Origin of the sequence: Amycolatopsis sp. EV170708-02-1 (genome assembly GCF_022479115.1) — a bacterium.
GTDB lineage: Bacteria > Actinomycetota > Actinomycetes > Mycobacteriales > Pseudonocardiaceae > Amycolatopsis.
In genome coordinates, this window is the sequence record NZ_CP092497.1 from 6,992,750 (window position 1) to 7,014,040 (window position 21,291).

General features: G+C 69.7%; 11 protein-coding genes and 1 pseudogene. 1 reads left to right on the forward strand and 11 read right to left on the reverse strand.

All coding sequences use genetic code 11. From position 1 onward, the window contains the following. A pseudogene (locus MJQ72_RS31830) lies at positions 1-5,819 on the reverse strand (SDR family NAD(P)-dependent oxidoreductase). A 230-nt stretch (positions 5,820-6,049) separates the two neighbouring features. Here MJQ72_RS31830 and MJQ72_RS31835 point away from each other — a divergent pair. Continuing rightward, positions 6,050-7,492 carry an alpha/beta hydrolase gene (locus MJQ72_RS31835; protein ID WP_240594697.1) on the forward strand — a complete coding sequence of 481 codons (1,443 nt, stop codon included), beginning with the start codon at positions 6,050-6,052 and terminating at the stop codon, positions 7,490-7,492. Between the two features lie 149 nt (positions 7,493-7,641). Here the strand turns inward: MJQ72_RS31835 and MJQ72_RS31840 are convergent, their stop codons facing one another. The 10 genes from MJQ72_RS31840 to MJQ72_RS31885 form a co-directional block, all read right to left on the reverse strand. After that, positions 7,642-8,622 carry a carboxymuconolactone decarboxylase family protein gene (locus MJQ72_RS31840; protein ID WP_240594698.1) on the reverse strand — a complete coding sequence of 327 codons (981 nt, stop codon included), beginning with the start codon at positions 8,620-8,622 and terminating at the stop codon, positions 7,642-7,644. Between the two features lie 2 nt (positions 8,623-8,624). Then, positions 8,625-10,277, reverse strand: coding sequence for a GMC family oxidoreductase N-terminal domain-containing protein (locus tag MJQ72_RS31845; protein WP_240594699.1), 1,653 nt, complete (start codon positions 10,275-10,277; stop codon positions 8,625-8,627). Continuing rightward, positions 10,274-10,831 carry a DUF5987 family protein gene (locus MJQ72_RS31850; protein WP_240594700.1) on the reverse strand — a complete coding sequence of 186 codons (558 nt, stop codon included), beginning with the start codon at positions 10,829-10,831 and terminating at the stop codon, positions 10,274-10,276. The genes MJQ72_RS31845 and MJQ72_RS31850 overlap by 4 nt, the downstream gene beginning before the upstream one ends. A gap of 5 nt (positions 10,832-10,836) precedes the next feature. Continuing rightward, positions 10,837-12,189: a cytochrome P450 gene (locus MJQ72_RS31855; protein WP_240594701.1), complete on the reverse strand. Its 1,353-nt coding sequence runs from the start codon at positions 12,187-12,189 to the stop codon at positions 10,837-10,839. Beyond that, complete coding sequence (locus MJQ72_RS31860; protein ID WP_396426890.1) at positions 12,186-13,181, reverse strand: enediyne biosynthesis protein; 996 nt, start codon at positions 13,179-13,181, stop codon at positions 12,186-12,188. The genes MJQ72_RS31855 and MJQ72_RS31860 overlap by 4 nt, the downstream gene beginning before the upstream one ends. Then, positions 13,178-15,142 carry a CRTAC1 family protein gene (locus tag MJQ72_RS31865; protein WP_240594703.1) on the reverse strand — a complete coding sequence of 655 codons (1,965 nt, stop codon included), beginning with the start codon at positions 15,140-15,142 and terminating at the stop codon, positions 13,178-13,180. Before MJQ72_RS31865 ends, MJQ72_RS31860 begins: the two co-directional genes overlap by 4 nt. Next, complete coding sequence (locus MJQ72_RS31870; protein ID WP_396427017.1) at positions 15,139-16,095, reverse strand: DUF1702 family protein; 957 nt, start codon at positions 16,093-16,095, stop codon at positions 15,139-15,141. Before MJQ72_RS31870 ends, MJQ72_RS31865 begins: the two co-directional genes overlap by 4 nt. 161 nt (positions 16,096-16,256) lie before the next feature. After that, positions 16,257-17,159, reverse strand: coding sequence for an AraC family transcriptional regulator (locus tag MJQ72_RS31875; protein WP_240594705.1), 903 nt, complete (start codon positions 17,157-17,159; stop codon positions 16,257-16,259). A 158-nt stretch (positions 17,160-17,317) separates the two neighbouring features. After that, positions 17,318-18,763 (reverse strand): SagB family peptide dehydrogenase, encoded by a 1,446-nt coding sequence (locus MJQ72_RS31880; RefSeq protein ID WP_240601468.1) that lies wholly within the window; start codon positions 18,761-18,763, stop codon positions 17,318-17,320. A gap of 42 nt (positions 18,764-18,805) precedes the next feature. Beyond that, positions 18,806-21,076: a TOMM precursor leader peptide-binding protein gene (locus MJQ72_RS31885; RefSeq protein WP_240594706.1), complete on the reverse strand. Its 2,271-nt coding sequence runs from the start codon at positions 21,074-21,076 to the stop codon at positions 18,806-18,808. Positions 21,077-21,291: the final 215 nt, after the last annotated feature.

A 21,291-nucleotide genomic window follows, 5' to 3' on the forward strand; every position in this document is an offset into this window, starting at 1 on the left:
TCAGCTTTCCTCTCCCTGGAGCACGGCGAAGACGACGGGATCGGTCCGGTCGTTGACGGTGGTCACCCAGGTGGCGATGCGAGCGGCGCCGTGGGAGAGCACCGCCCAGCCGTCCGGGTCGACCCGGTGCACGGTCAGCGCCTGCGACATGTCCCCGGTCTTGCGCACGCATTCCAGCGCGCTCCAGACCCTGGTGTGCGCCACCGAAAGCGGCTCACGGGCGTCCGCGGCCAGCAGTTCGCCCACCGCGAGCAGATCCTCGCCGAGCAGGCCCGCCCAGTCCTCCGGCGTCCGTTCGATCGCCGTTTCGACGTCGCACGCGATCCGGCCGCTGCCCGCGATGGCCAGGGTGAGCTCGGCGCTGTGCGACGCGCTCACCTCGACCCCGTCGGCCTCCGGTTTCCCGTCGGGGCGGTAGCGGATCTCGAGCGGCGCGTCGACGGCGCGGCTGGCGGCCAGTGCCGTCTGCGCCCGCCGTTCCGGCGTGGACTCCACGGAAACGCCGACCGGATCCGGTTCGACGACGATCGCGCGGGACGAGCCGAGCAGCCGTTCGACGGAACGCTCCAAATAGGACCCGAGCATCGACGGGACCCAAGGCCCTTCGCCGTCGCGTTTGCGCACCGCGCGCAGCTTCAGCCCTTCCCACCGCTCGACCAGCTTCCCGTCGGGGTTGCGGACGTCGAGGTCGTAGACGTAGCTGTCGCCGTCCTGCGAACGCTCGCGGGCGTCGAGGAGCACGTACTCCGGGTGCTGCTCGCCGGGTTCGGCAAGGTACAGCCGCTCGATCCCCTGCGGCAGCAGGGTCGCGTCCGGCACACAGCACTGGATGGCGTGCATCATCGCGTCGCGGGTGCCCGGGTCGGCCAGGAGCTGTTCCTGCGGCAGGAACGGCGCGAACCAGTCGACCTCGGCGCCGGTCGCGATCTCCGCGACCGCGTGCCGCGCGCTGGCCCGCCGGTATCCGGTGACCCGCTGGAATCGCTTGCCCTGGAACAGGACCGTGCCGTAGAGCTCGGTCGTCGGGTCGACCGGGACCGGCGGCAGCGCGACGTCGCGGGCGACGGTGTCGCCGAGCGGATCCGGCCGCGAGAAGCTCAGCCGGGCCCGGAAGTGGTCGGCACTGAAACCGGTCTCCCCGCTGCGCAGCACCACGTCCACCGTTTCGGCGTCCCTGGCCAGCGCGGCGAGCCGGATCGTGGTCGACCCGCCCGGCGAGACGATGATCGGGCGCAGGAACTCGACGTCGGAGAACACCGGCGCCGGCAGCGTTTCCGCGGCCAGCGCGGCCTTGGCGACCTGGGTCATCGCCTCCATGCCGATCACCGCCGGGAACAGCAGCTGACCGTCGAGCAGGTGGTCGGCCAGATACGGGTCGCTGCCCGCGGACAGGTCGGCCTCGGTGATCAGCTCGACCCCCGGATAGTGCACGACGGCGCGGTCGACGAAGCGGGTCAGCGGCAGTTCGCGCTTCTCCACCGGCAGGGTGGCCAGCCCGGCGGTCCGGCCGCAGACGACCAGCACCGACGGGGCGGCCGGGTCGCCGACGACCTGGCGGAGGATCTCGATGCCCTCCTCGGTCGGGATGGGGGTGATGCCGTCGCGCATCAGAGCGCTGACCACACCGAGCTTCTCGCCCATCCCCGTCCCGGACCAGACCGACCATTCGAGCGCGATCGCCTTGGCCCGCGGGTGTTCCTGGCCGAACCGCACGGTCAGTTCGGTCATCCAGTCGTTGGCCGTGGCGTAGTGAGCCTCACCGCGCAGGCCCGCCCGGCCGATGATGCTGCCGAAGGTCACCAGCAGCTTGATCTTGTCCTTGTCGACGGCGTCGAGGACGGCGTGGAGACCGCCGATCTTCGGCGCCAGCGTCTTGCGGAAGCTCTCCTCGGTCAGGGAGAACAGCGCGGCGGGCTCGTTGCGGCCCGCGCCGTGCAGCACCGCGGTGACCGGGCCGAACGCCTCCTGGACCCGGCCGATCGCGTCGGCGACCTGCCTTCCGTCGGTGACGTCAGCGCGCTCGTAGCGGTAGTTGATGCCAGCCGCCGCCATGCGGCCGAGGTTCTCCGAAAGTTCGGCGTCGTCGGCCGGGTCGCTGCGGCCGAGCAGCGCCAGTTTCGCGCCGGAATCCTTGGCCAGCGCCAACGCGCTCTCGGCGGTGATGCCCTTCCCTCCGCCCGTGACGAGCAGGACGTCGCCGGTGTCCAGCGGGGTGCCTTCGGCCTCGGCCGGGGTCAGCGCGGCGAGCTTCGGCACCGTGCGGACACCCGCGGTGTCATAACGGACTTCGCTGAAGTCGGTGGTCGCCGCCACTTCGGTGACCACAGTGGACACCGCGGCGTCGAGCGCCTCGGGATCGACCGGCGCGAGGTCGGCGAGGTCGACGATCGTGGTGCGGGCCGACGGGTCCTCCAGCCGGAGCGTCTTCGCCAGGCCGGAGGCGCCGAGGCCGTGCTGCACCACGACGAACCGCGTGCCGTTGGGGCGGCCAGCACCGCGCGGCCCGCGTCCAGGAACAGGCCGACGTCGCCGGAACCGCTGTCCGCGTTCAGGCACAGGAGGACACCGTCGCCGAGACCGGCCGTGGCCAGCGCCGCGCGCAGCGGCTCCGCCAGCGGATGGCCGGCCGGGGCGAACGCCGTCCACTCGGCGGTGGAGATACCGGTCGCGAGGTCGGGCGACGGCTTCGGCGCGACGACGTACTCGACCGCGAACGGACGGACCCACGGCCCGACCCCGGCGACCTCGGCCTGGTTGCTGTCCGCGGGTTTGGCGGTCTGCGCGAGTTCGTCGATCATCTCGGCGAGTTCGCCGAGACACACGGTCGCGAAGTTCGGCATGCCCTCCAGCGCCGGTCGGCCGAGCGCCCTGGTCACGTCGTTGACCAGCTGGCCGACGGTGATCGACGAAAGGTGCAGATCGTCGAGGGGATGCGTGTCGGCGGTGACCGCTTCGAGCGGCAGCTCGACCCGTTCGGACGCGAGCTTGCGCAGCAGGTCGAGGGTGCTGCTGCCGCCGCTTTCCGAAGCCGTTCCGGCGGCCGCCTCGGCAGGCTCGGCGACCCGGTCGCGGGCCAGGACGGCGCCGATGGACGGCGCGGCCTCGCACGGGCTGGCGAGGAACGAGAATTCGCCGTCCGCGGGCAGCGGCCGCACGACGCGGCCGTCGAACAACGCGGACGTCTCCAGGTCGGCGCCGAACGCGAACGCGGCTCCGGCGGCCTTCAGCACCGGGGCGAGCGTCAGGCTGTCGGTGTCGATCGAAAGCACCGGGGTGCCGGGCGCGATCGTCCCGAACAGGCCGGTGAGCACGCGGCCGGGGCCGACCTCGATCACCAGATCGCTGCGCTCGGCGACCTTCGCGGCCGCCTCACGGAAGCGGACCGGCAGGACCACCTGGTCACGCAGCAGATCGCGCAGGTCCTCGGCGGCGTGCAGGACGTCACCGGTCACCGTGGAGACGACCGGCCGGTCGAGCCGGGCGAAGTCGAACGCGGCGAGTTCCTCGGTCATCGCCTCGGCGGCCGGGACGACCGCGGGCGAGTGGAAGGCGTGCGAGACGTTGATGCGGGCGGCGGTGACCCCTTCCGTGCGGGCACGGGCGACCACGCGGTCGATCGCCTCCGCCGGTCCGGAAAGGACGGTCTGCTCGGGCGCGTTGTAGCCCGCGATGACGACCTCTTCGCCATCGGCGAGCCCCTCGGCGACGCTCGGCGTGGCCGAGATCGCCGCCATGGCACCGTTCCCGTCGCTGGCGGTCGCCATCACCCTGCCGCGGATCTTGGCCAGTTTGAGGACTTCGCGTTCGGTGAGCGCGCCACCCCAGTGCAGGGCGGTGAGCTCTCCGAGGCTGTGCCCCGCGACGGTGCCCGCCTCGATGCCGAGGCTCTTCAGCACGCGGAGCCCGGCGAGCGAACCGGTGACGATACGCGGCTGCGCGACGTCGGTGGCGACCTGGTCGGCGCCGGTGGACAGGTTCGCGGCGCGGTAGATGTCGTCCGCGTGCGCGAAGCGTTTGCGCACCGCGCCGACCCTGCCCTGCCCGGAACCCTGGCCGGGGAACAGGAAGCCGATCTTCGGGGTATGGGCGTGCGAGCCGGCGAAGATGCCTTCCTTGGCGGAGAAGACTTCCGGCTCCCCTTCACCGAGCAGGTCGAGCAGTTTGGCCAGTTTGCGCTCGGCGTCGTCCGGGCCGGCCGCGACGATCGCCGCGCGGACCGGTTTCCCCGACAGTTCACGGGAAATCGTGCCCGCGAGGTCCGCGAGTTCGGCGAACGAGAGCTTCGGCACGACCTCCAGCAGACCGGTCACCCGGCCGCGCAGCGACGCGGCGTCGTCGGCGTCGAGGAGCAGCAGTTCGCTGTCCTGCCGTCCGGCGACCAGCGATCTGGTCCGCTCGTCGAGTTCCTTGCGCCGGGCCGCGCCCGGCGCTTCGGTGACGGTGACGTGCGAGTTGATACCGCCGAAACCCATCGCGGAGACACCGGCGCGGACCGGCTGGTCCGAAGGCCACAACCCGGCCTCGGCGGGCACGTACATCCGCGCGGAGTCGCCGACCAGCGACTCGTGCGGTTCGAAGTGGCCGGTAGCGGGCGGGATGACCTGGTGGTAGACCGCCAAGGTCGCCTTGATCAGCCCGGCGACCCCGGCCGCGGCCTTGGTGTGGCCGATATTGCCCTTGATCGTGCTCAGCGCGGCCCGTTCGGCGAGCGGATCGGCGTCCCGGCGGGCGGTGGAGAGCGCCTCGATCTCGGTGGCGTCGCCCAGCGCGGTGCCGGTGCCGTGGCCCTCGAAGTAGGAAACCGTCTCGACGCCGTAACCCGCCTTGTCGTACGCCCGCTTGAGCGCGAGGCGGTGGCCCGACGCCTCGGGACGGGTGATGCCGCCCTTGCCGTCGGACGAGACACCCCAGCCGCCGATGGTGGCGTAGATCCGCTTGCCCTGCGCGATCGCGTCCTCCTCGCGCATCAGCACGAGCATTCCGGAGCCCTCGCCGGGCCAGAACCCGTTGGAATCGGCGTCGTAGACCTTCATCTCGCGTTTGGCGAGCGCGCCGGTCTTGGCGAAACCGATCACCTCGAACGGGTCGATCGACAAGTCGACACCGCCCGCGATCGCGACGTCGAGGTCGCCCTCCGAAAGCGCGTTCGCCGCCGTGACCACGGAAAGCAGCGACGACGAGCAGGCACCGTCCACAGTGAACCCGCCGCCGCCGAAGTCGAAGAAGTTGCAGACCCGGCCGGCGATCGTGTTCGCCAGCCCGCCCGCGAGCGTGTCCTCGTCGATCTCCGGGAAGGGGGCCTTGTACTGCGCTTCGAGATCGTGGAGGAACTCGGCGGTGTCGCCGTCGGCCCAGCCGCGCTCGGCCAGTGCCGCCGCGACCGTGCGGCGCACGTACGGCCAGCGCAGCCGCATGATGTTGGCCCGCGAGAACTCGCCGGTGAGGCTGTTGCCGATGACCACGCCGGTGGCGGAGCGCGGCAGCCCCTCGCCCTCGGGGAAGCCCGCGTCCGCCAGCGCCTGCGCCGCGACGTCGAGGGCCAGCCAATGCGTGGTGTCGGTCGAGCGGAACGTGCTGCCCGCGACCTTGTACTTGATCCGGTCGAATTCCCAGTCGCGGAGGACCGCGGCCTTCTGGGCGTAGAAACGGTCCGGTGCCTTGGGGTCGGGCGAGTAGTAGTCCTCGCGGTTCATCCGCTCGTCGGGCAGCCTCCGGAACGCCCGGCGGCCGGCGAGGACGTTCTCCCACAGCTCTTCCGGGGAACCGGCGTCCGGGTATCGGAGACCGATACCGACAATCGAAATCCGCTCAACGCTCATGCCACCGCACTCCCCTAGCTCTCAACCACTCAAGTCACGGAATCCGGTCCCGGCGCCGGCTCTGTCCCCAGATACGCGGCCGCCGTCCGTTCGCGCAGTCCGGTCAAGCATGAACCGGGGGCGGACGCGGAGTCTTCTCTCAAGTTGTTGACCGGGATCGGTCATCTGGCCGAGTGATCCAGGCCGATCGGCCAGTGCCGGGCACTGTCCACTGTGGCTAGCGTGGGCGGATGAGCACCCGCAAGACCACGATCGCACTGGCCGCCGTCGCGCTCGTCCTCTCCACCGCGGCCCCGGCGACGGCGGCGTCCTCCGCGCTCGCCTGGGCCCAGTGCGCGGACCACGAAACCGCCCAGTGCGCGACCCTGACCCTGCCCATCGACCGCGCCGATCCGGGCAAGGGCTCCTTCGGGATGGCGGTCGCGCGGATTCCCGCGACCGATCCGGGGCGCCGGATCGGTGCGCTGGTCGTGAATCCGGGCGGGCCGGGAGCGTCCGGCGTCGACTTCGCGTTCAAGAGCGAAGCGTTGTTCCCGGAGGAGATCCGCGCGCGCTTCGACATCGTCGGATTCGATCCTCGGGGTATCGGGGCCAGTCAGCCCATCCAGTGCGCGAGCGGGCTCGTGCGAGGACTCGCCGCCGCGACACCTCGCGATCAGGCAGGGTTCGACAGGCTCGTGGCGGGCAACCGGGCACTTCGCGACGACTGCCGCGCCCGCAGCGGCCCGCTGTTCGACCACGTCGACACCGGGGCGGTGGCCGACGATCTGGACGATCTCCGCATCGCCCTCGACGAACCGATGATCAGCTATTTCGGTGTCTCGTACGGCTCCCTCATCGGGCAGCAGTACGCGCGGCAGCACGGCGACCGTCTGCGTGCCGCGGTCCTGGACGGCAACATGGATCACAGTCTCGGTTTGACAGACTTCGCCGCCACGGCGGCCGGGGCCGCGGAGGACGCGCTCGCCGAGTTCGCCTCCTGGTGCTCGGTTTCGACGGAGTGCGCGCTGCACGGCGTGGACGTGCTCGCCCGCTGGCGGGAACTGCTCGCCGCGGCCGACGAAGGCAAGCTGTACGAGGGTGAACCCACCAACCCGAGCTCCCCTTGGTACGTCCTCCAGACCGCGTACGGAAATCTCAGCCGGGCCGACGTGGTGGGCCTCGGCCGGTTCCTGGCCAGTCTCCACATCGGGACTCCCAAGGCACAGCCGGATTCCCCGGCCGCCACGGTCTCCGATGAAACCGTCTCGAATGGACGGCTGCCCGTGTTGTGCCAGGACTGGGACATGCGCGTCGCCGACCAGGGACAGCTCGACCGGCTCGTCGCCGCGGAACGGGCGGCGGCGCCGAACATGCGCTACTCCACCGAATTGCGCGAAGCCTGGCTCGGCTGCGTCGGCTGGCCGTCCGAGGTCAACAACCCGCCGGCGCCCGCCCGCGTCGACCCGCGCACGCCGACCATCCTCCTGACGAACCCGAAGCACGATCCGGCGACCGGCCACGCGTGGGCGGCGAACGTGCACCGTCAGCTGCCCACCAAGACCACGCTGCTCACCTACGACGGGATCGGGCACACCGCCTACCCGTGGAGCGGGTGCGTCCGGGGCCTGGCGAACACCTACCTGCTCGACGGGTCGCTTCCCGCGCCGGACACCGTCTGCCCGGCCGGCTGAGCGCGGCGGGATATCGCGAAAGCCACTTTCGGGACACCAGATGTCTCGAAAGTGGCTTTCGCGACACCGGTGCTGGATGGTCGGCATGATCATCGCGCCGCCCAATCCTCTTGAGGGAAAGCAAAGGCGGCTGGGTTGCGCCGGCCGGCCTAGTCGGCCGTGCTCTCCGCCTTGCCCTCAACAGCCCGCACGCTCGAGAGCGAAACGGCGCGGGCCGCGGCCGTGAAACTCGCCCACCCCACCAACTCGACCAGTTCCCGATCACCCAGCCCCGCGGCCGCCACCAAAGCGTCGTCCACCTGATAGGGCGCCTTCGCGACCACCAAGGCCAACCGGACCGCGGGATCGTCGAAGGCGTCCACCCAAGACCGGCTCAACCCCGGCGGCGAACAGTCCCAAGTGGACAGTTCTCGATCCACGACCTCCCGAACCACCGAAGGCACCGCCAGTGCGTCGAACACCGACGACACACGAGAGAACGCGTCCTCGACCACCGGATTACCCGCGGCCCAGGCGAAATCCCGGGAGCCCACCGGCAGCAGGTCCAACGACTCTCCCGGCGAAGCCCCCGTCACCGGCCGCAGGAACCGCCCCAAGACGGCCTTCGCCTTCGCACGCGCCGAATCCGGCACGGACGACGGAAGCGGCGAAGGTCCGAGGAACACGCTCACCACCCGGTTCAGATAATGGAACGTGAACGCGACCGCGGTCAGCTCCGACCGGGCACCAGGTGACAAAGGCCCGGCGAGAGGATCCGCGACGGGACGGCCCTCGGCGATCGCCGCTGCCTCCGAAGAGCGCCCGAGCGACTCCAGCGCCATCCCGTGGACTTCGACGCAGTACGGGCACGAGTTCCCTCGCGACACCAGCGTCGCGACGATCTCCCGGTCCGCCCGGCTCGTCTCCCCCGCCGCCACCAGCGACTCCCGCAGCATCACCCAGCTCGCCGCGAGTACCGCCGGCGACGGCGAATGCAGCGCGACCGGCGGGGCCAGCATCCCGAAGTCGCGTTCCAGCCGTCTGTAGACGTCGCGCACGAGCCCGGTCGCCCGGCCGAAGGGAACCGGCCGGACGTACCGGACTTCGCGTATCGCGCGCCGCAGCGCGAGCCTCACCAGCGCGGGTGCCATGCTCAGCTCCCGGCCACCAGCGACAGCTTGCCGACCGCTCGCCGTCCGGTGATGGAACCGTCCGGAGCGGGGGCGCCGTAGGTGACGTCGACACCGCGTGCCTGCAACGCCCGCACGATCCCCGGCACCGAACGCTCGGCCAGCGCCGCGATCGTCATCGCCGGGTTCACCGTCAGCGCGCCCGGCACGGAAGCGCTGTCGGTCACGAAGATCCCCGGATGGTCGCGGAGTTCGTGGTTCGGGTGCAGTGCCGAGGTCGCCGGGTCGTCACCGATCCGGCACGACGCCAGCGGGTGCACGGTGTACGCGCCGACGACGTCGTTGGTCCACGGCGCCACCTTCGCCAGGCCGTCCTTCTCGAGGATCTCCTTGCACTCGGCGTCGGCCAGCGCCCAGCCGTGGCGGGTGTTCGGCGTCGGGTCGTACTTCAGCGGGCCGCGGCCGAGCATCTGCTGCGAGATGCGGTAGGCGTTGCCGGTGGGCGGCGGCGCGCCGAAGACGCCTTCGTTGTCGTCCTCGGTCATCAGGAAGATGGTCAGCCAGGAGGCCCACTTCTTGAGGATCTCCTTCTTCTGCACCCCGAACCAGCGTGGTTCGTCGCCGTCCGGCACCTGCGCGAGGATCGTGCCGAGCCCGGGCGGGAAGTACAGCTGTTCCAGCGAATACCGCTCGTACTCCGGCAGTGAACCGTCGAGCTTGTCCCAGTTCGCCACGGTCGGGCCCTTGCCGATGTGGTTGGCCTCGTAGACCTTCCCGTCCTCACGGGACAGCCCGAGCACCTCGCGGACGCGTTCCTCGTTGATGATGGCGGTGTTGAGCCGCTCCCCGTTCCCCGAGAAGTACCGGCCGACGGCGTGCGGCATGGTGCCCAATGCCGCCTCCGAACGCTGCAGGATCACCGGAGTCGCGCCGGCGCCCGCGGCGATGATGACGACCTTCGCGTCGATCGTCCCGCTGCCGGACTGGAGCCGGTAGTCCTCGTCGTCGACGATGGTGAAGTGCACGCGGTAGTCGCCGTCGTCGATCCGCTCGATCCGCTGGACCTCGTGCAGCGGCCGGATCTTCGCGCCGTGCGCGAGCGCCGCGGGCAGGTAGTTGGTCAGCAGCGAGCGTTTCGCGTCGAACCGGCACCCCGCCATCATGAAGTTGCAGTTCACGCAGCGGTCGTTGTCCACCGCCACCGGCGCCGGGTTGGCGGTACGGCCGGAGTGGTTGCAGAATGCGGCCCACAGCCCGCCCGCGTACGAGACGTCGTTCCAGTCCTGTGTGGACACCGGAAGCGACTCTGAGACCCGGTCGTACCAAGGCTCCAGGGTGTCACGCGTCAGCGCCGAAGGCCACATGCGGCGGCCGATGCTGCCGTGGCGTTCGAACACGAACTTCGGCGCGCGGGGCATCGCGGCGAAGTACACCACGCTGCCGCCGCCGACACAGTTCCCGCCGAGCACGCTCATCCCGTCGCCGACGACGAAGTCGAAAGCCCGGGTGTAGGACGAGCCGAGCAGGTAATCGTGCTCGAACTCCTTCGTCTCCAGCCACGGCCCGCGTTCCAGCACGGTGACCTTCGCCCCGCCCGCGGCCAAGTGGTAGGCGGGGATGGAGCCACCGAACCCGCTGCCGACGATGACGACGTCGGTCTTGTCGTAGGCGGTCATGCGGGGCTCCCGGAAGGCGTGGTGTCGGGGTGGACTCGGGCCAGCTCGCGCCGGTAGGAGAACTTCGGGAACCGCCACAGACCGTCTTCGTCCGGCGCGGTGTATCCCATCGCCAGCAGGCCGGGGTGGCCTTCGGCGATCGCTTCGGCGGTGTGCTTGTGCGCCGCGCTGTCGAAGGACATGTTGCAGAACAAGGCGAGGCTGACCCAGCCGTCCTTCTCCGGATGTCCCGGCGCGGTCAGCGACCGCACGAGCGCCGTCCTGTCCGGAAAGGACAGTGCGACGAACGGCGGCAGCGACTCGTCCAGCGTGACGTCGTGCTCCTTGGCGTAGACCTTCGCGTGCTCGTTGAGGGACTGCGCCAGATAAGGCAGGCCGACGGTCACCCCGGTCGCCTCGGTGTGCAGCAGTTCGAGCGCGCCGGCCACGACCGCGCCCGGTCCCGGCGAAGCGCCGGCGATGGCGTGATCATCGGGGAAGCGCTTCTCCCCCGGCACGATGGTGTCCGCGTAGGCCTCCAAAGTGGACACCTCGACCTGTTCGTCCGAATCCACGGAACCTACCTCCTGTTCCTGGTGTGCACGGTCATCGGCAGCCCGCCGCGCACCCGGAGCGACAGCATCGCCTCGGGAACCACGTCGTAGCCCGGGAGCTTCCTGAGTTCGAGGTCGCGCAGGACCATCGTCAGCACGAAAACGGCCTCCATCACGCCGAGGCTGTTGCCGATGCAGAACCGGGGCCCTGCGCCGAACGGGATGTAGGCGTAGCGCGGGCGCCCGCTCGGCCGGTCCGGGTCGAACCGGTCCGGATCGAACTTCTCCGGCTCCGGCCAGAAATCCGGATGCCGGTGCAGGGTGAAGGGCACGACGACGACGTCGGAGCCTGCGGGGATGTGATAGCCGCCGATCTCGTCGTCGGCCTGCGCCACCCGCGGCAGCAGCCACACCGGCGGGTACAGGCGCATGACCTCTTCGACGACCCTCGCCGTGTACGGCAACCGGTGCAGATCCTCGTGCGTCGGCAGCTGGTCGCCCAGCACCGAATCGGCCTCGGCACGCAGTTTCGCCGCGATCTCCGGGTGTTCGTCGAGCAGATGGAACGCCCAGCCCAGCGTGCTCGCCGTCGTCTCGTGCCCGGCCAGCAGCAGCGTGATCAGCTCGTCCCGCATCTGCTCGCGGGTCCCGCCGGTCGCGATGAGCCGCGAAAGCACGTCCTCGCCGTTCTCCACCGGGTTGGCCAGCCGCTGCTCGACGAGTTCGTCGGCGATGCGGCGCAGGTCGTCCCGCGATTCCCGGAAGCGCAGCTGTTTCTTCAGTGGAGCCCATTGCGGGACCATGCTCAGCGTCACCGCTTCGAACATCGCCTGGTCCTGCACGGCCTCGAACGAATGGCCCAGCGAGGTGAACCCGCCGAGATCCGCGTCGAGCAGCGTCTTGCCGAGCACGCCGAGGGTCAGCCCGGTCATCTCGTGCAGGATCTCGACCGGTCCTTCGGTGTCCCGCAGGCGTTTCACGAGTCCTTCGACCTCGTTCGCGACGACCGAGGCCTGCCGCGCGATCCGCTTGGGCTGGAACACCGGCTGGATGGTCCGGCGCTGCTTCTTCCAGACGTCGCCGTCGCTGGTGAGCAGCCCGTCGCCGAGCGCCCGCCTGGCCTCCTGGAGGCCGATTCCCTTGTGGTAGTTGGCCGCGTTGTCCGCGAGCACGTGTTTCGCCAGCTCGGGGTGGTTCACCAGGTACATCGTCTTGGGACCGATCGCGATCCGGACGACGTCCCCGTGTGCCTCCGCCGAGTCCGACATGAGCGCCAGCCGGTCGGTGAAGAGCTTCTTCAGCAGACCGAACGTCGCCCGGCGCGGCGGGCCGGGCGGCGCGAGACGCGCCGCCCGGCTGCTTTCCGCACCGGGGGTCATGCCGCCACGGCCCCGGTTTCCGTCTCCGGCTTCCCGGCCGGTTTGGGCAGGGACGTGACCTCGGCGGACTTCGCCTGCTCGGCCTCCCACTTCTCGGTGGCCTTCTTGGAGAAGTGCAGGCCCCACAGGAACATCCCGCGGATGAGGCAGACCAGCGCGGTGGCGAGGAACAGGCCGTAGGCCACGTGCACGACCATGAAGAACCCGTACGCCAGCGCCACCCCCGAACCGAACAGGATCTGCGACGCGGGCTTGGACGGGGTCGTCCCCGGGTCCGTGACCATGTAGTTCGTGTAGAGCACGAACGCCACCCCGGTCATCATCCCCAGCGCGCCGGGGATCGCGGTGTCGAACATCCACCCGCGGATGATCGCCTGGAGGGCGAAGGTGATCAGCCAGGCGCCGATCAGCCACATCCGCTGGGTCAGCATCGCGTTGAGCACGGTGCCGGAGACGATGATGATGCCGACGATCAGCCAGCCGACCCACGAGTCGACCTGCTCGGTGAAGTGGTACGGCGGCGCGATGCTCGCCCAGGGGAACACCAGCAGGATGATCGTGATGCCGAAGTTCGACGGGTTCATGTAGTGGCGGAGCCTGCCGCGCACCGGGGCCTGCAGGACCCACTTGGCGCCGACGGCGACCACCACGCCGAACATCATGACCAGCACCTGGTCGTTGACGTAGGTGAGCATGTTCAGCGCGAGACCGGTGATATGCGCCGGGAAGAGGAACTCCACCAGTCCCTTGAAACCGTTGCCCCGGAAGCGGACGTCACGCCCCTGGGCGCGGGCCCCGATGATCTCCAGCAGGACTTCCGTGGCGTACGCCGTGGCCAGCGCGATGAACGGATAGGTGTAGGGCTGCTCGAAACCGAGCACGGTGTAACCGATGATGTTGAAGATCGTGATCGAGATCGCGAACCGGCGCAGCGCCGTGATCGTCTTGTTGCTCTTCGGTGCCGTGAGTGTCTGCTCAGCCATGACGGTCATTTCTCCTTAGCCTGAGCGCCGAGCTGGAACGTGTGGTCGCCCGGGGTCAGCTGGACTTCCTGCGTGCGGATCTGCCCGGTCAGGTCGCGCCACTGCAGGTGGACCTTCACCGGCCCGGTGACCTTGCCCAGCCCGATCTGGATCTCGTGGCTGCGCTTGCCGGAGTGGCCGCTGCCGCCGTCGACGCGGTCCATGTACTTCTTGCCGTCGGGGGTGACGACGGTGACCTGCGCGCCGATCGCCGCGGTACCCGCCGCCTTCAGCGGGCCGTCCGCCGAAGCCTTGTCGTGCACCAGCTTCAGGTTCAGGTAGGACCCGGTGCCGGGGCTGACGTTGCGGTAGAAGATCGGCTGCTCCCACTGGCGGGCCACGGCGAAATCGAGCTTGCCGTCGCCGTCGGCGTCACCGGTGGCGATACCGCGGGTGGGCACCGGGACCGCGAGACCGAGGCGCGGGGCCAGGTCGGTGTAGCGGCCGTCGGAGCTCTTGGCCCAGAAGTGCAGCGTGTGGTCGCCGCCGACGTCGTCACCCGCGACCATGTTCGGCCAGAAGTACGGGTGCTTCAGCAGTTCGTCGTTCGACGTCGCCAGCTCCTGCAGCTGCGGCCAGCGGTTGACGTCGCCCTTGACGAAACCGGTCGCCTGGGTGATCACCGATTCGCCGCTGTTGTCGTAGTCGGCGATCTTGACGTCCCAGCCCCAGCCGGACCAGGCGGTGCCCGCCTGCGCGCTGCGGTCCACCCACGGCGCCTCGCCGCCCTGCAGACGGCCACGCAGATCCGCGGTGTCCTTGGCGGTGTTCATGAACTGGAAGTGGCTTTCCTCGATACCCCAGGACGTCGTGATGTTGCTGACGTACAGGTCGTAGAGACCGTCGTGGTCGAGGTCGGCGAAGTCGACGCCCATGCCCTTGAAGGAGTCGTTGCCGATCACCTTGGACTTCGGCTCGTTGGGCCCGCGAATGCCCTTCACCTCGGCGAATTCGACGTGACCGGGGCGGGACTTGTTGTACAGCAGCCGGTCGTGACCGAAGTCGTTGCCGATGTAGAGCTCCGGCAGGTTGTCCCCGTCGACGTCGGTGGCGCTGGCCGCCAGCGACCAGCCGCCCTGGGAGTCGGCCGGGATGGCCTTGTCGTCGAGGGCGAAGGTCGCGCTCGGCTTCGCGCCCTGGGTGGCGCCGGTGAACCGCAGGATGTACTTGCCGCCGGCGTTGTCGGCGTGCGACATCGACTTGTTCATCTCGACCCCGCCGGAGACGCGGTCGTCCAGCACCGCGCTGTCGGGGAAGTAGTTGCCGATGAAGATGTCCTGGTGGCCGTCGCCGTCGAAGTCACCGACCGAGGCGGCGTTGGTGTTCCACAGTGGACCCGAGTACTCGCCGTTCTTGGAGTTGTTGCCCGGCACCAGTTCCACCGGCTCGTAGGCCTTCGGCTCCAGCTTCGTGGCGCCCGGCTTCGAGAGGAACAGGATCGGGGTGCGGCCCCAGTAGTAGGCCAGCAGGTCGACCCGGCCGTCCTCGTTGTAGTCGGCGGGGACGCAGCCCATGGGTGCGATGTACTTGCCCATCGGCAGCGGTGCCGCGTCGAGCGCGAACGGCGCGTAGCGGTCGCCGCCCTTGCCCGGCGTCGGGGTGATGACGACCTGGTCGCTGCGCGGGTCCACGAAGCACAGGTCGTTCGCGAGCTTGTCGCCGTCGAGGTCGTTGACCGCGATCGCGGCGCCGACCGAGGAGATCCAGGCCCGGATGTGCTCGTAGTCCTTGTTCACCGTCCGGATCGACTGGCTCTTCGCCGCCTCCGGCAAGGCGATCGTCAGCGGCTCGAAGGCGTACTTCGAAGCCATGGTGTCGGCTTCGGCGGTCGAGACCGTGGGCAGCTGCGCCACCACGAACAGTCCCGCCATCAGCACCAGCGCCACGATGCCCGCAAGCTGCTTGCGGAGCCAGCCCAAGGTCGCGGTCATTTCCCTGCACCTCCAGAAGTGAGTACCTCGGTGGCGATGCGCTGTCGCCAGGTTTCGAATGCCGGGAGTTCGCCGTCGACCACGGTCGCCGGGCGCACCTCCTGGGTGATGGCCGCGGCCCGCTCGGCCGGCAGCCCGCAGATCGCCCGCGTGGCGACCTCGGTCTCGGGGATCAGCAGACCGGCGCGAACCCGGGCTTCGGCGGCGAAAGCACTGCCCTGGGCGAGGTTCCCGCGGTGCTCACCGGCGAACTCGGCCAGCTTCAGCAGTTCGTCGCCGGTGACGCCGCACGCGTAGGTCGAGGCGAGCCCGATGCCGGCGTAGAGGTCACCGTGCCGGTGCTCGGGGAATCGCGCGACCGTGTCGGCGACCAGGTCGACGTCGGTACCGCAGATGAACCACAGCGCCCGCCCGATGCCCTGGTCGATCGCCCGCAGCGAGTAGCCGTCGTTTCCGGGCGGCCAGGAGAAGTCCGGGTCCTGGAACTGCCCGTCGACGTACTTCGCGGTCTTGAAGTAGGCCTGGTGGAAGCCGTAGCCGTCGAGCACCAGCCAGCGCAGCAACGGGTCGAAGTCCTCGGCGGACGGCCAGCGGAAGCGCGGGAGACGGGCCATCGCCCAGCCGACGCCGACGTAGATGATGTAGTCGTGCTTCTCGCCGGGGCCGTCGAGGAAGCCCTCGATGTGACGGCGGCCGCCGCCCGGCAGCCCGTCCAGCATCCCGTACCCCATTCCCGCGCCCTCGTAGGCGAAGCCGCGGTATTTCACCGGAATCTGTTCGAGCCATTCTTCCGCCTGACCGACGGACCGTGCTTCGACCGCGTGCGCGTAGCCGAGCAGGAATTTCTCACCGACGGTCTCCAGCAATTCTTGAGCGGCCGGGCTCTTCTTGTGGAAACCGCGCTTGTCCAGTGACGTCTCGGAGACGTCCGGCGTGATCATGCGACGTCTGATCGTGCGCCAACCATTGCCCAACGCACTCTCCCCCTAACGGGTGGATTCGAATTCCGGATTGCTTAAAGGCTCACATGCGTGCCGATAACCCAGCTACTCCACGGTTGCGCCCGCGGTTCTCCCGGTTTGCGAGACCGGGAGACCGCGGGAATAGCTTCGCCTCAGGCCACCGCGCGGAGGTACTCCGGAGCGGGCATGGTCATCCGGTTCCCGGCGGAGCTCGGGCCGCCGGCGAGGGTGATCGCCATCGGCGCGTCGGTGGGCCGCGGGGCGCGCATCGGCATCCGCAGGTGGACCCTGCCGTAACGGGTGATGTCGACGCGGCCGGGCAACGTGCCCACGGAGAACGACGAGGCCGCGGTCCCGGCGGCGTGCTCGGCCACCCCGATGACGGTCCACCGCCCCTCGGGGACGTTCTGGATCTCGATGTCCGCGGACAGGACGTTCGCCCTGCCACCGAACGCGACGGGACCGCACTGCGGGATCGACTCGGCGAACAGTCCGATGAGGACACTCGCCGGGCCCGCCCCGCGCGGCGTCTCGACGCGCACGCTGATCGTGCCGGTGCCGCTGCGCATCGTGGCGCTGCCCATTCCGGCGCTGTGCAACGCTTCCAGGGTCGGGAGGCGCTGGAAATGCGGGGCCAGCGCCACGAGCAGTTCGCCGACCTCGGGATCGCGGTACTGGGTCGGGGTCATCCCGACCGCACGGGTGAAACGGCTGGTGAACGTGCCGACGCTGCTGTAGCCGACGCTGCACACGATGTCCGACACCGTCAGCGATGTCGTCAGCAGCAGTCGTTTCGCTTCGAAGAGCCGGATCGCGGTGAGGTACCGGCCGGGGGTGACGCCGGTGGCCTTGGTGAAGATCCGCGAGAAGTGGAACGGGCTGACGAAGACTTCCGATGCCAGGTCGCCCAAGGTGATCGGGTCGAAGTACCTCGCGTGCATCGATGAGATGGCCTGCAGCACCGCAGGTTGCAAGGGGGACGCCGGCTCGGGGGGCCGACCGGGTTCGGTGACGCCTTTCTCGTTCGCCGCCGTGGCGACTGTTCGTAGCTGCATCAGACCAACCTCGGATTCGCTGTCGCTTTTCCTCTGTACGCCAGCAAACGCGGTGCCGATTTCGGTGTACTCGACGAGCGATCGAGATAGGGCCGTCCGGGCGAAAAGCTCGTGAGTGGTAAGGACGGTTAGAACCGTCCTTACCACTCACGAGGCCGTCAAGCGGGAAGGTCGAGGACGCACTCTCCGACGCTGACCTCGGCGGGCCAGTCGAGCTTCAGGGCGCGGTCGACGCGGTCTCCGGCGTCCACCGGGACGGCGTGCGCGGCCAGCCCCATGGCGCGGGCGACGAGGTACAGCGTCTGTTGCAGCGCGCCGACGTGCGCCAGGGTCGTGGCGTACGCGCCACCCCCGAGGACGGACGCCATCCGCGGCATCCGCGCGGTGACGGTGATCAGCGCGGAAGGCCGCTGATGGTTGCCGCCGCCGATCATCGCCATGTCGAGCATCGCGTCGAGATCGGCTTCGTCGGCGTTGACGAGGCTGAGCCGGTGCTCCAGCGGGTCGTAGTGGTAGATCCCGCGGTCCAGCCCCGAGCAACGGTTGACCGACACGTACAGCTCGAGTTCGTACAGGCACGCGACGCTGAAATACGGCCGCTGCGAAGCGCTGTGCGCGGGCCCGTTCGGCAGATGCGCCGGCCCGATCGACCGGATCCGCGCGCCGCGGAACAGGAACTCGCCGATCTGCTCGGCGGTCAGCACGCCCTCGGTGAATTCGGGGCAGGTGTGGTCGTTCTCCAGCAACGTCGTCAGCGTCGGATCGGTCACCGCGCGGTCGGCCAGATCGGGCCGGTACAGCGGATGCACCGGCCCGTCGCCGGTGGCGGCCTTGACCACCGGCGGTTTCCCGAGGCCGGGCAGGTCCGCCGGGCCGCCGGGCCGCCAGGTGCGGCTGGTGGTGTGGAACGAGAGTTCGTCCGGGGACCACAGGCCCAGTTCGGGATCGTCGTCCTCGGCGAACCGGCCGTGTTCCCCGGCGACCTGGACGACGCCCGCGGCGACCAGATAGGACACGATCGCGCCGACCACGGCGGCGTCGATCCCGGTCGTGGACACGATGTCCCCGACCGATTTCGCCGTCGCCAAGGTCGCCGCGACGTGCACCGCCCACGGCTGTGACAGCACGACGCGGTACCGCGCGGACGGCGACTCCAGCCCCATCCCGTCGGCGTCGGAACGCAGGGAACTGAAGCGGGACAACCGGATCGGACGTGTGGGTGGGATCTCCACCGGCGCGAACACCGGCGCGAGCGCGACCGGGATCACCGACAGCAGCGGTCCCCTGCCGTCGGCGAGCCCCAGCGAGCGCACCACGGAGCCGCCGAGTTCCTTGAGCGCCTGACGCAACGCGTCGGCGCCTTCGGCCGTCCAGCTCAGCTCGCCTTCGAGATCGGGCTCCCGCTCGAAGGGTTCCCACGAAGACGTCACGTTCGCCAGCGAGACCGGCCCCAACGCCATCCGCCGCAACGATTCCAGCACCAGCGGTTCCGCGCGGTCGAACTCGTACTCGCCCCACCGGGTGACGACCACCAGCGAGCCGTCCTCACCGATCTCGACAAGGCTGTCGTCGGTGAGCGACCACAAGGGGATCGTTTCGGCCACTCCGCCGGGGGGATCTGTCGTCAACGGTTGCTCCAGCTTGATCTACAAGAACATGGGGAAAGGGTTCAGCCGGTCGTAGGGGGTCGGCTCGGCGAGCCTGCCCAGCCGCACCGGCACGTCGAAAAGGCGTCCGGGGGCGAAGCGGCTCCAGAACGGGCGCAGCCCCGGAACGACCACCCGCACCACTGGGAGGTCGATGTCCGGCCTGGTCTGGTCCAGCACGAGCGTCTCCATTCCCAGCGCGGAAAGCTTGCGTACCAAGCACTCCACGTCGTCACGGACATCGGGCCGCCGGACGAACTTGAAATCCGCGGCGCGTTTCGCCGACCGGCCAGGGGCCGGCAGCAGATACGGCTGGTTCCCGACGGTCGCGTACTTCAGCCACGCCGACGCGTCGGGATCGTCGAGTTCGACGTCGTTCGCGAGCACCGCCGGGATCATCTGGTTGAGCTCGCTGACCGCCCTCCGCAACGCCGTCCTGGGATCCAGGTGGGCGCCGAAGCCCATCATGACGTTCTCGCGCGGCCCGGCGATACTCCTGGACAGCGCGACCATCACCGGCACACCGAGATCCGCGGTCAGGTCGAGCACCCACAGCTCCCGGCCCGCCCGCGCGTACTGGCCGACCATCTCCTCGGCCCAGGGATCGTCGAACGACGCGATGTCGACGCCGGGCACGGGAAGCCGGTTGTACCACCACATCGCGACGGCGTCGCGTTCGACGAGTTCGAGCAGGCCCTGCAGGATCGCGTCCTCGACGCTGCTTCCGGCCGCGCAGCCGTTGGAGTCCGCGCGCATACCGGTGAGCCCGCACTCCGGCGGCACCCCGTAGTAGAGGTACGCCGTCGGCATCAGCTTCCGCCGCTGCTGCGAAAGCGACCACAGCGGCGTCCAGTCGACCGCGGCCTCGGTGTCGAACCGGTCGGGGACGTGCTGGAAGTTCGCGTGCCTGGCGTTCCATTCGGCCCGCGTTTCGTACTGGCGCTCGTCGAAGAGCATGCACGAGTTCGGGTGGACGGCGTCTTCGCCGAGCGCGCGGAAGGTGTCGCGGATCCGCAGTTCGTCGCCCTGGTAGTTCGCCGAGAACCGTTCGATCGCCTCGCACAGCGCGCCGACCTCGGCGTCGATCGGGCTCGCGCCCTTGCCGCCGTTGTCCCCGCGCAGCCCGGCCTGCAGCCCCGCTTCGCCCCGCACGCGGCGCGCGACGTTCAGCCCGGAGCGGTACGCGTTCACGAACGCGGGCGCTCGCGGGTCGCGGGCGATCTCCTTGACGATGCCGGTGACCGGGCTGACCAGATGGCCGTAGCGGTCGAGCACCTCGACCGGGGTGAGCGTCCGGTGCCCGCCGCCGCCCGACGTCGCCTTCTTGGCCTCCCGCAGCACGACCGGCTCGGCCGTCCGCGCGGCGACGATGCCTTCGTCCCCGCATTCGGGGCATTGCGGGCGGCGCCGCAGTTCGTGCAGCCGCCCCTGCAGGTCGAGGGTGTCGAGGATCCACACGGCCTGCTGCCCCGGATAGCGGTGTCCCGCCAGCCATTTGGACGCTTCGAGGGAGATCAGCTGCGACGCGGCCGCGGTCAGCGGCGGTACCGCGGGCATCGGGAACGACGCGGGACCGTCGTGCCCCAGTACCTCCTGCACACAGGCCTCGGCGTGCCGGTGCCCCCACAACCGGTTCGTCAGGCAGTGCCAGCAGCCGGACCGGCCGGGCTGCATGATCGGGCCGATCCACACCTGCGAACCCGAAGGCCGGGCCAGCAGCCAGGGCCGCCCGGTGCGCCGGTGCGCCGCGTCGATCTCGGCGAGCCTCGGGTCGAGGTAGTCGTCGCACAGCACGATGGCCAGCTCGGAAGCCGTCTCGACCACTTCGATACCGCTCGCGGCCAGCGCGCTCGCCACCTGCGAGGTGTCGACGCCGCGGCCGATCGCGGTCAGGCTCGCCGTCGCCGGCTTCTGGCGGCAGGCCACCGCGGACGCGTCGAGCCCGCACGCGTCCCAGTACGCGAGCGCGCGCTCGTCCCCGCTGAACTCGTCCGGGACGTGGACGGTGACCAGACCGGCCTCCACCAGCCGGGCGACCACGCCGGTGACCTGTTCGGCGTTCATCCCCTCCGGGCAGGCGGACAGGAGCCCGTCGAGGTCACGGGTGCCGTCGAGCAGGGCCGCCACCGACGCGACCTGCGCGCCGCGGATCGCGATGACCCCCTGTTCGGAGAACAGGTAGGCGCCGTTGCCCTCACTGATCTCCGCCCGCAGATGCCGTTTGAATCCCAGTCCGCCGATCGAGGTGGGCGTGGACGATGCCTCGCGCATGATGACCCCCAGTAGGTCGGTTCGATTCTCGAATCCTGCTGCGTGAGGCCGGGCACCGGCCAGTGTGCGATTCACGCGTCGGATGTGAAAAACCCATGTTCTTCCGGGAGACACGCATGCGGGGCCTGGTGGACGGCTCACTGGCCCGGCGACCGGCCGCTCTGTCACTGTCGAAGCACTGGGAAACAGGTCACGACGCGTATCGAGCTGGAGGG

Bases quoted from the DNA above. Each gene is read 5' to 3' on its own strand.
- MJQ72_RS31865 (WP_240594703.1), bottom strand. From the start codon at position 15,142: ATGACCGCGACCTTGGGCTGGCTCCGCAAGCAGCTTGCGGGCATCGTG.
- MJQ72_RS31860 (WP_396426890.1), bottom strand. From the start codon at position 13,181: ATGACCGTCATGGCTGAGCAGACACTCACGGCACCGAAGAGCAACAAG.
- MJQ72_RS31840 (WP_240594698.1), bottom strand. From the start codon at position 8,622: ATGGCACCCGCGCTGGTGAGGCTCGCGCTGCGGCGCGCGATACGCGAA.
- MJQ72_RS31845 (WP_240594699.1), bottom strand. From the start codon at position 10,277: ATGACCGCCTACGACAAGACCGACGTCGTCATCGTCGGCAGCGGGTTC.
- MJQ72_RS31855 (WP_240594701.1), bottom strand. From the start codon at position 12,189: ATGACCCCCGGTGCGGAAAGCAGCCGGGCGGCGCGTCTCGCGCCGCCC.
- MJQ72_RS31835 (WP_240594697.1), top strand. From the start codon at position 6,050: ATGAGCACCCGCAAGACCACGATCGCACTGGCCGCCGTCGCGCTCGTC.
- MJQ72_RS31875 (WP_240594705.1), bottom strand. From the start codon at position 17,159: ATGCAGCTACGAACAGTCGCCACGGCGGCGAACGAGAAAGGCGTCACC.
- MJQ72_RS31885 (WP_240594706.1), bottom strand. From the start codon at position 21,076: ATGCGCGAGGCATCGTCCACGCCCACCTCGATCGGCGGACTGGGATTC.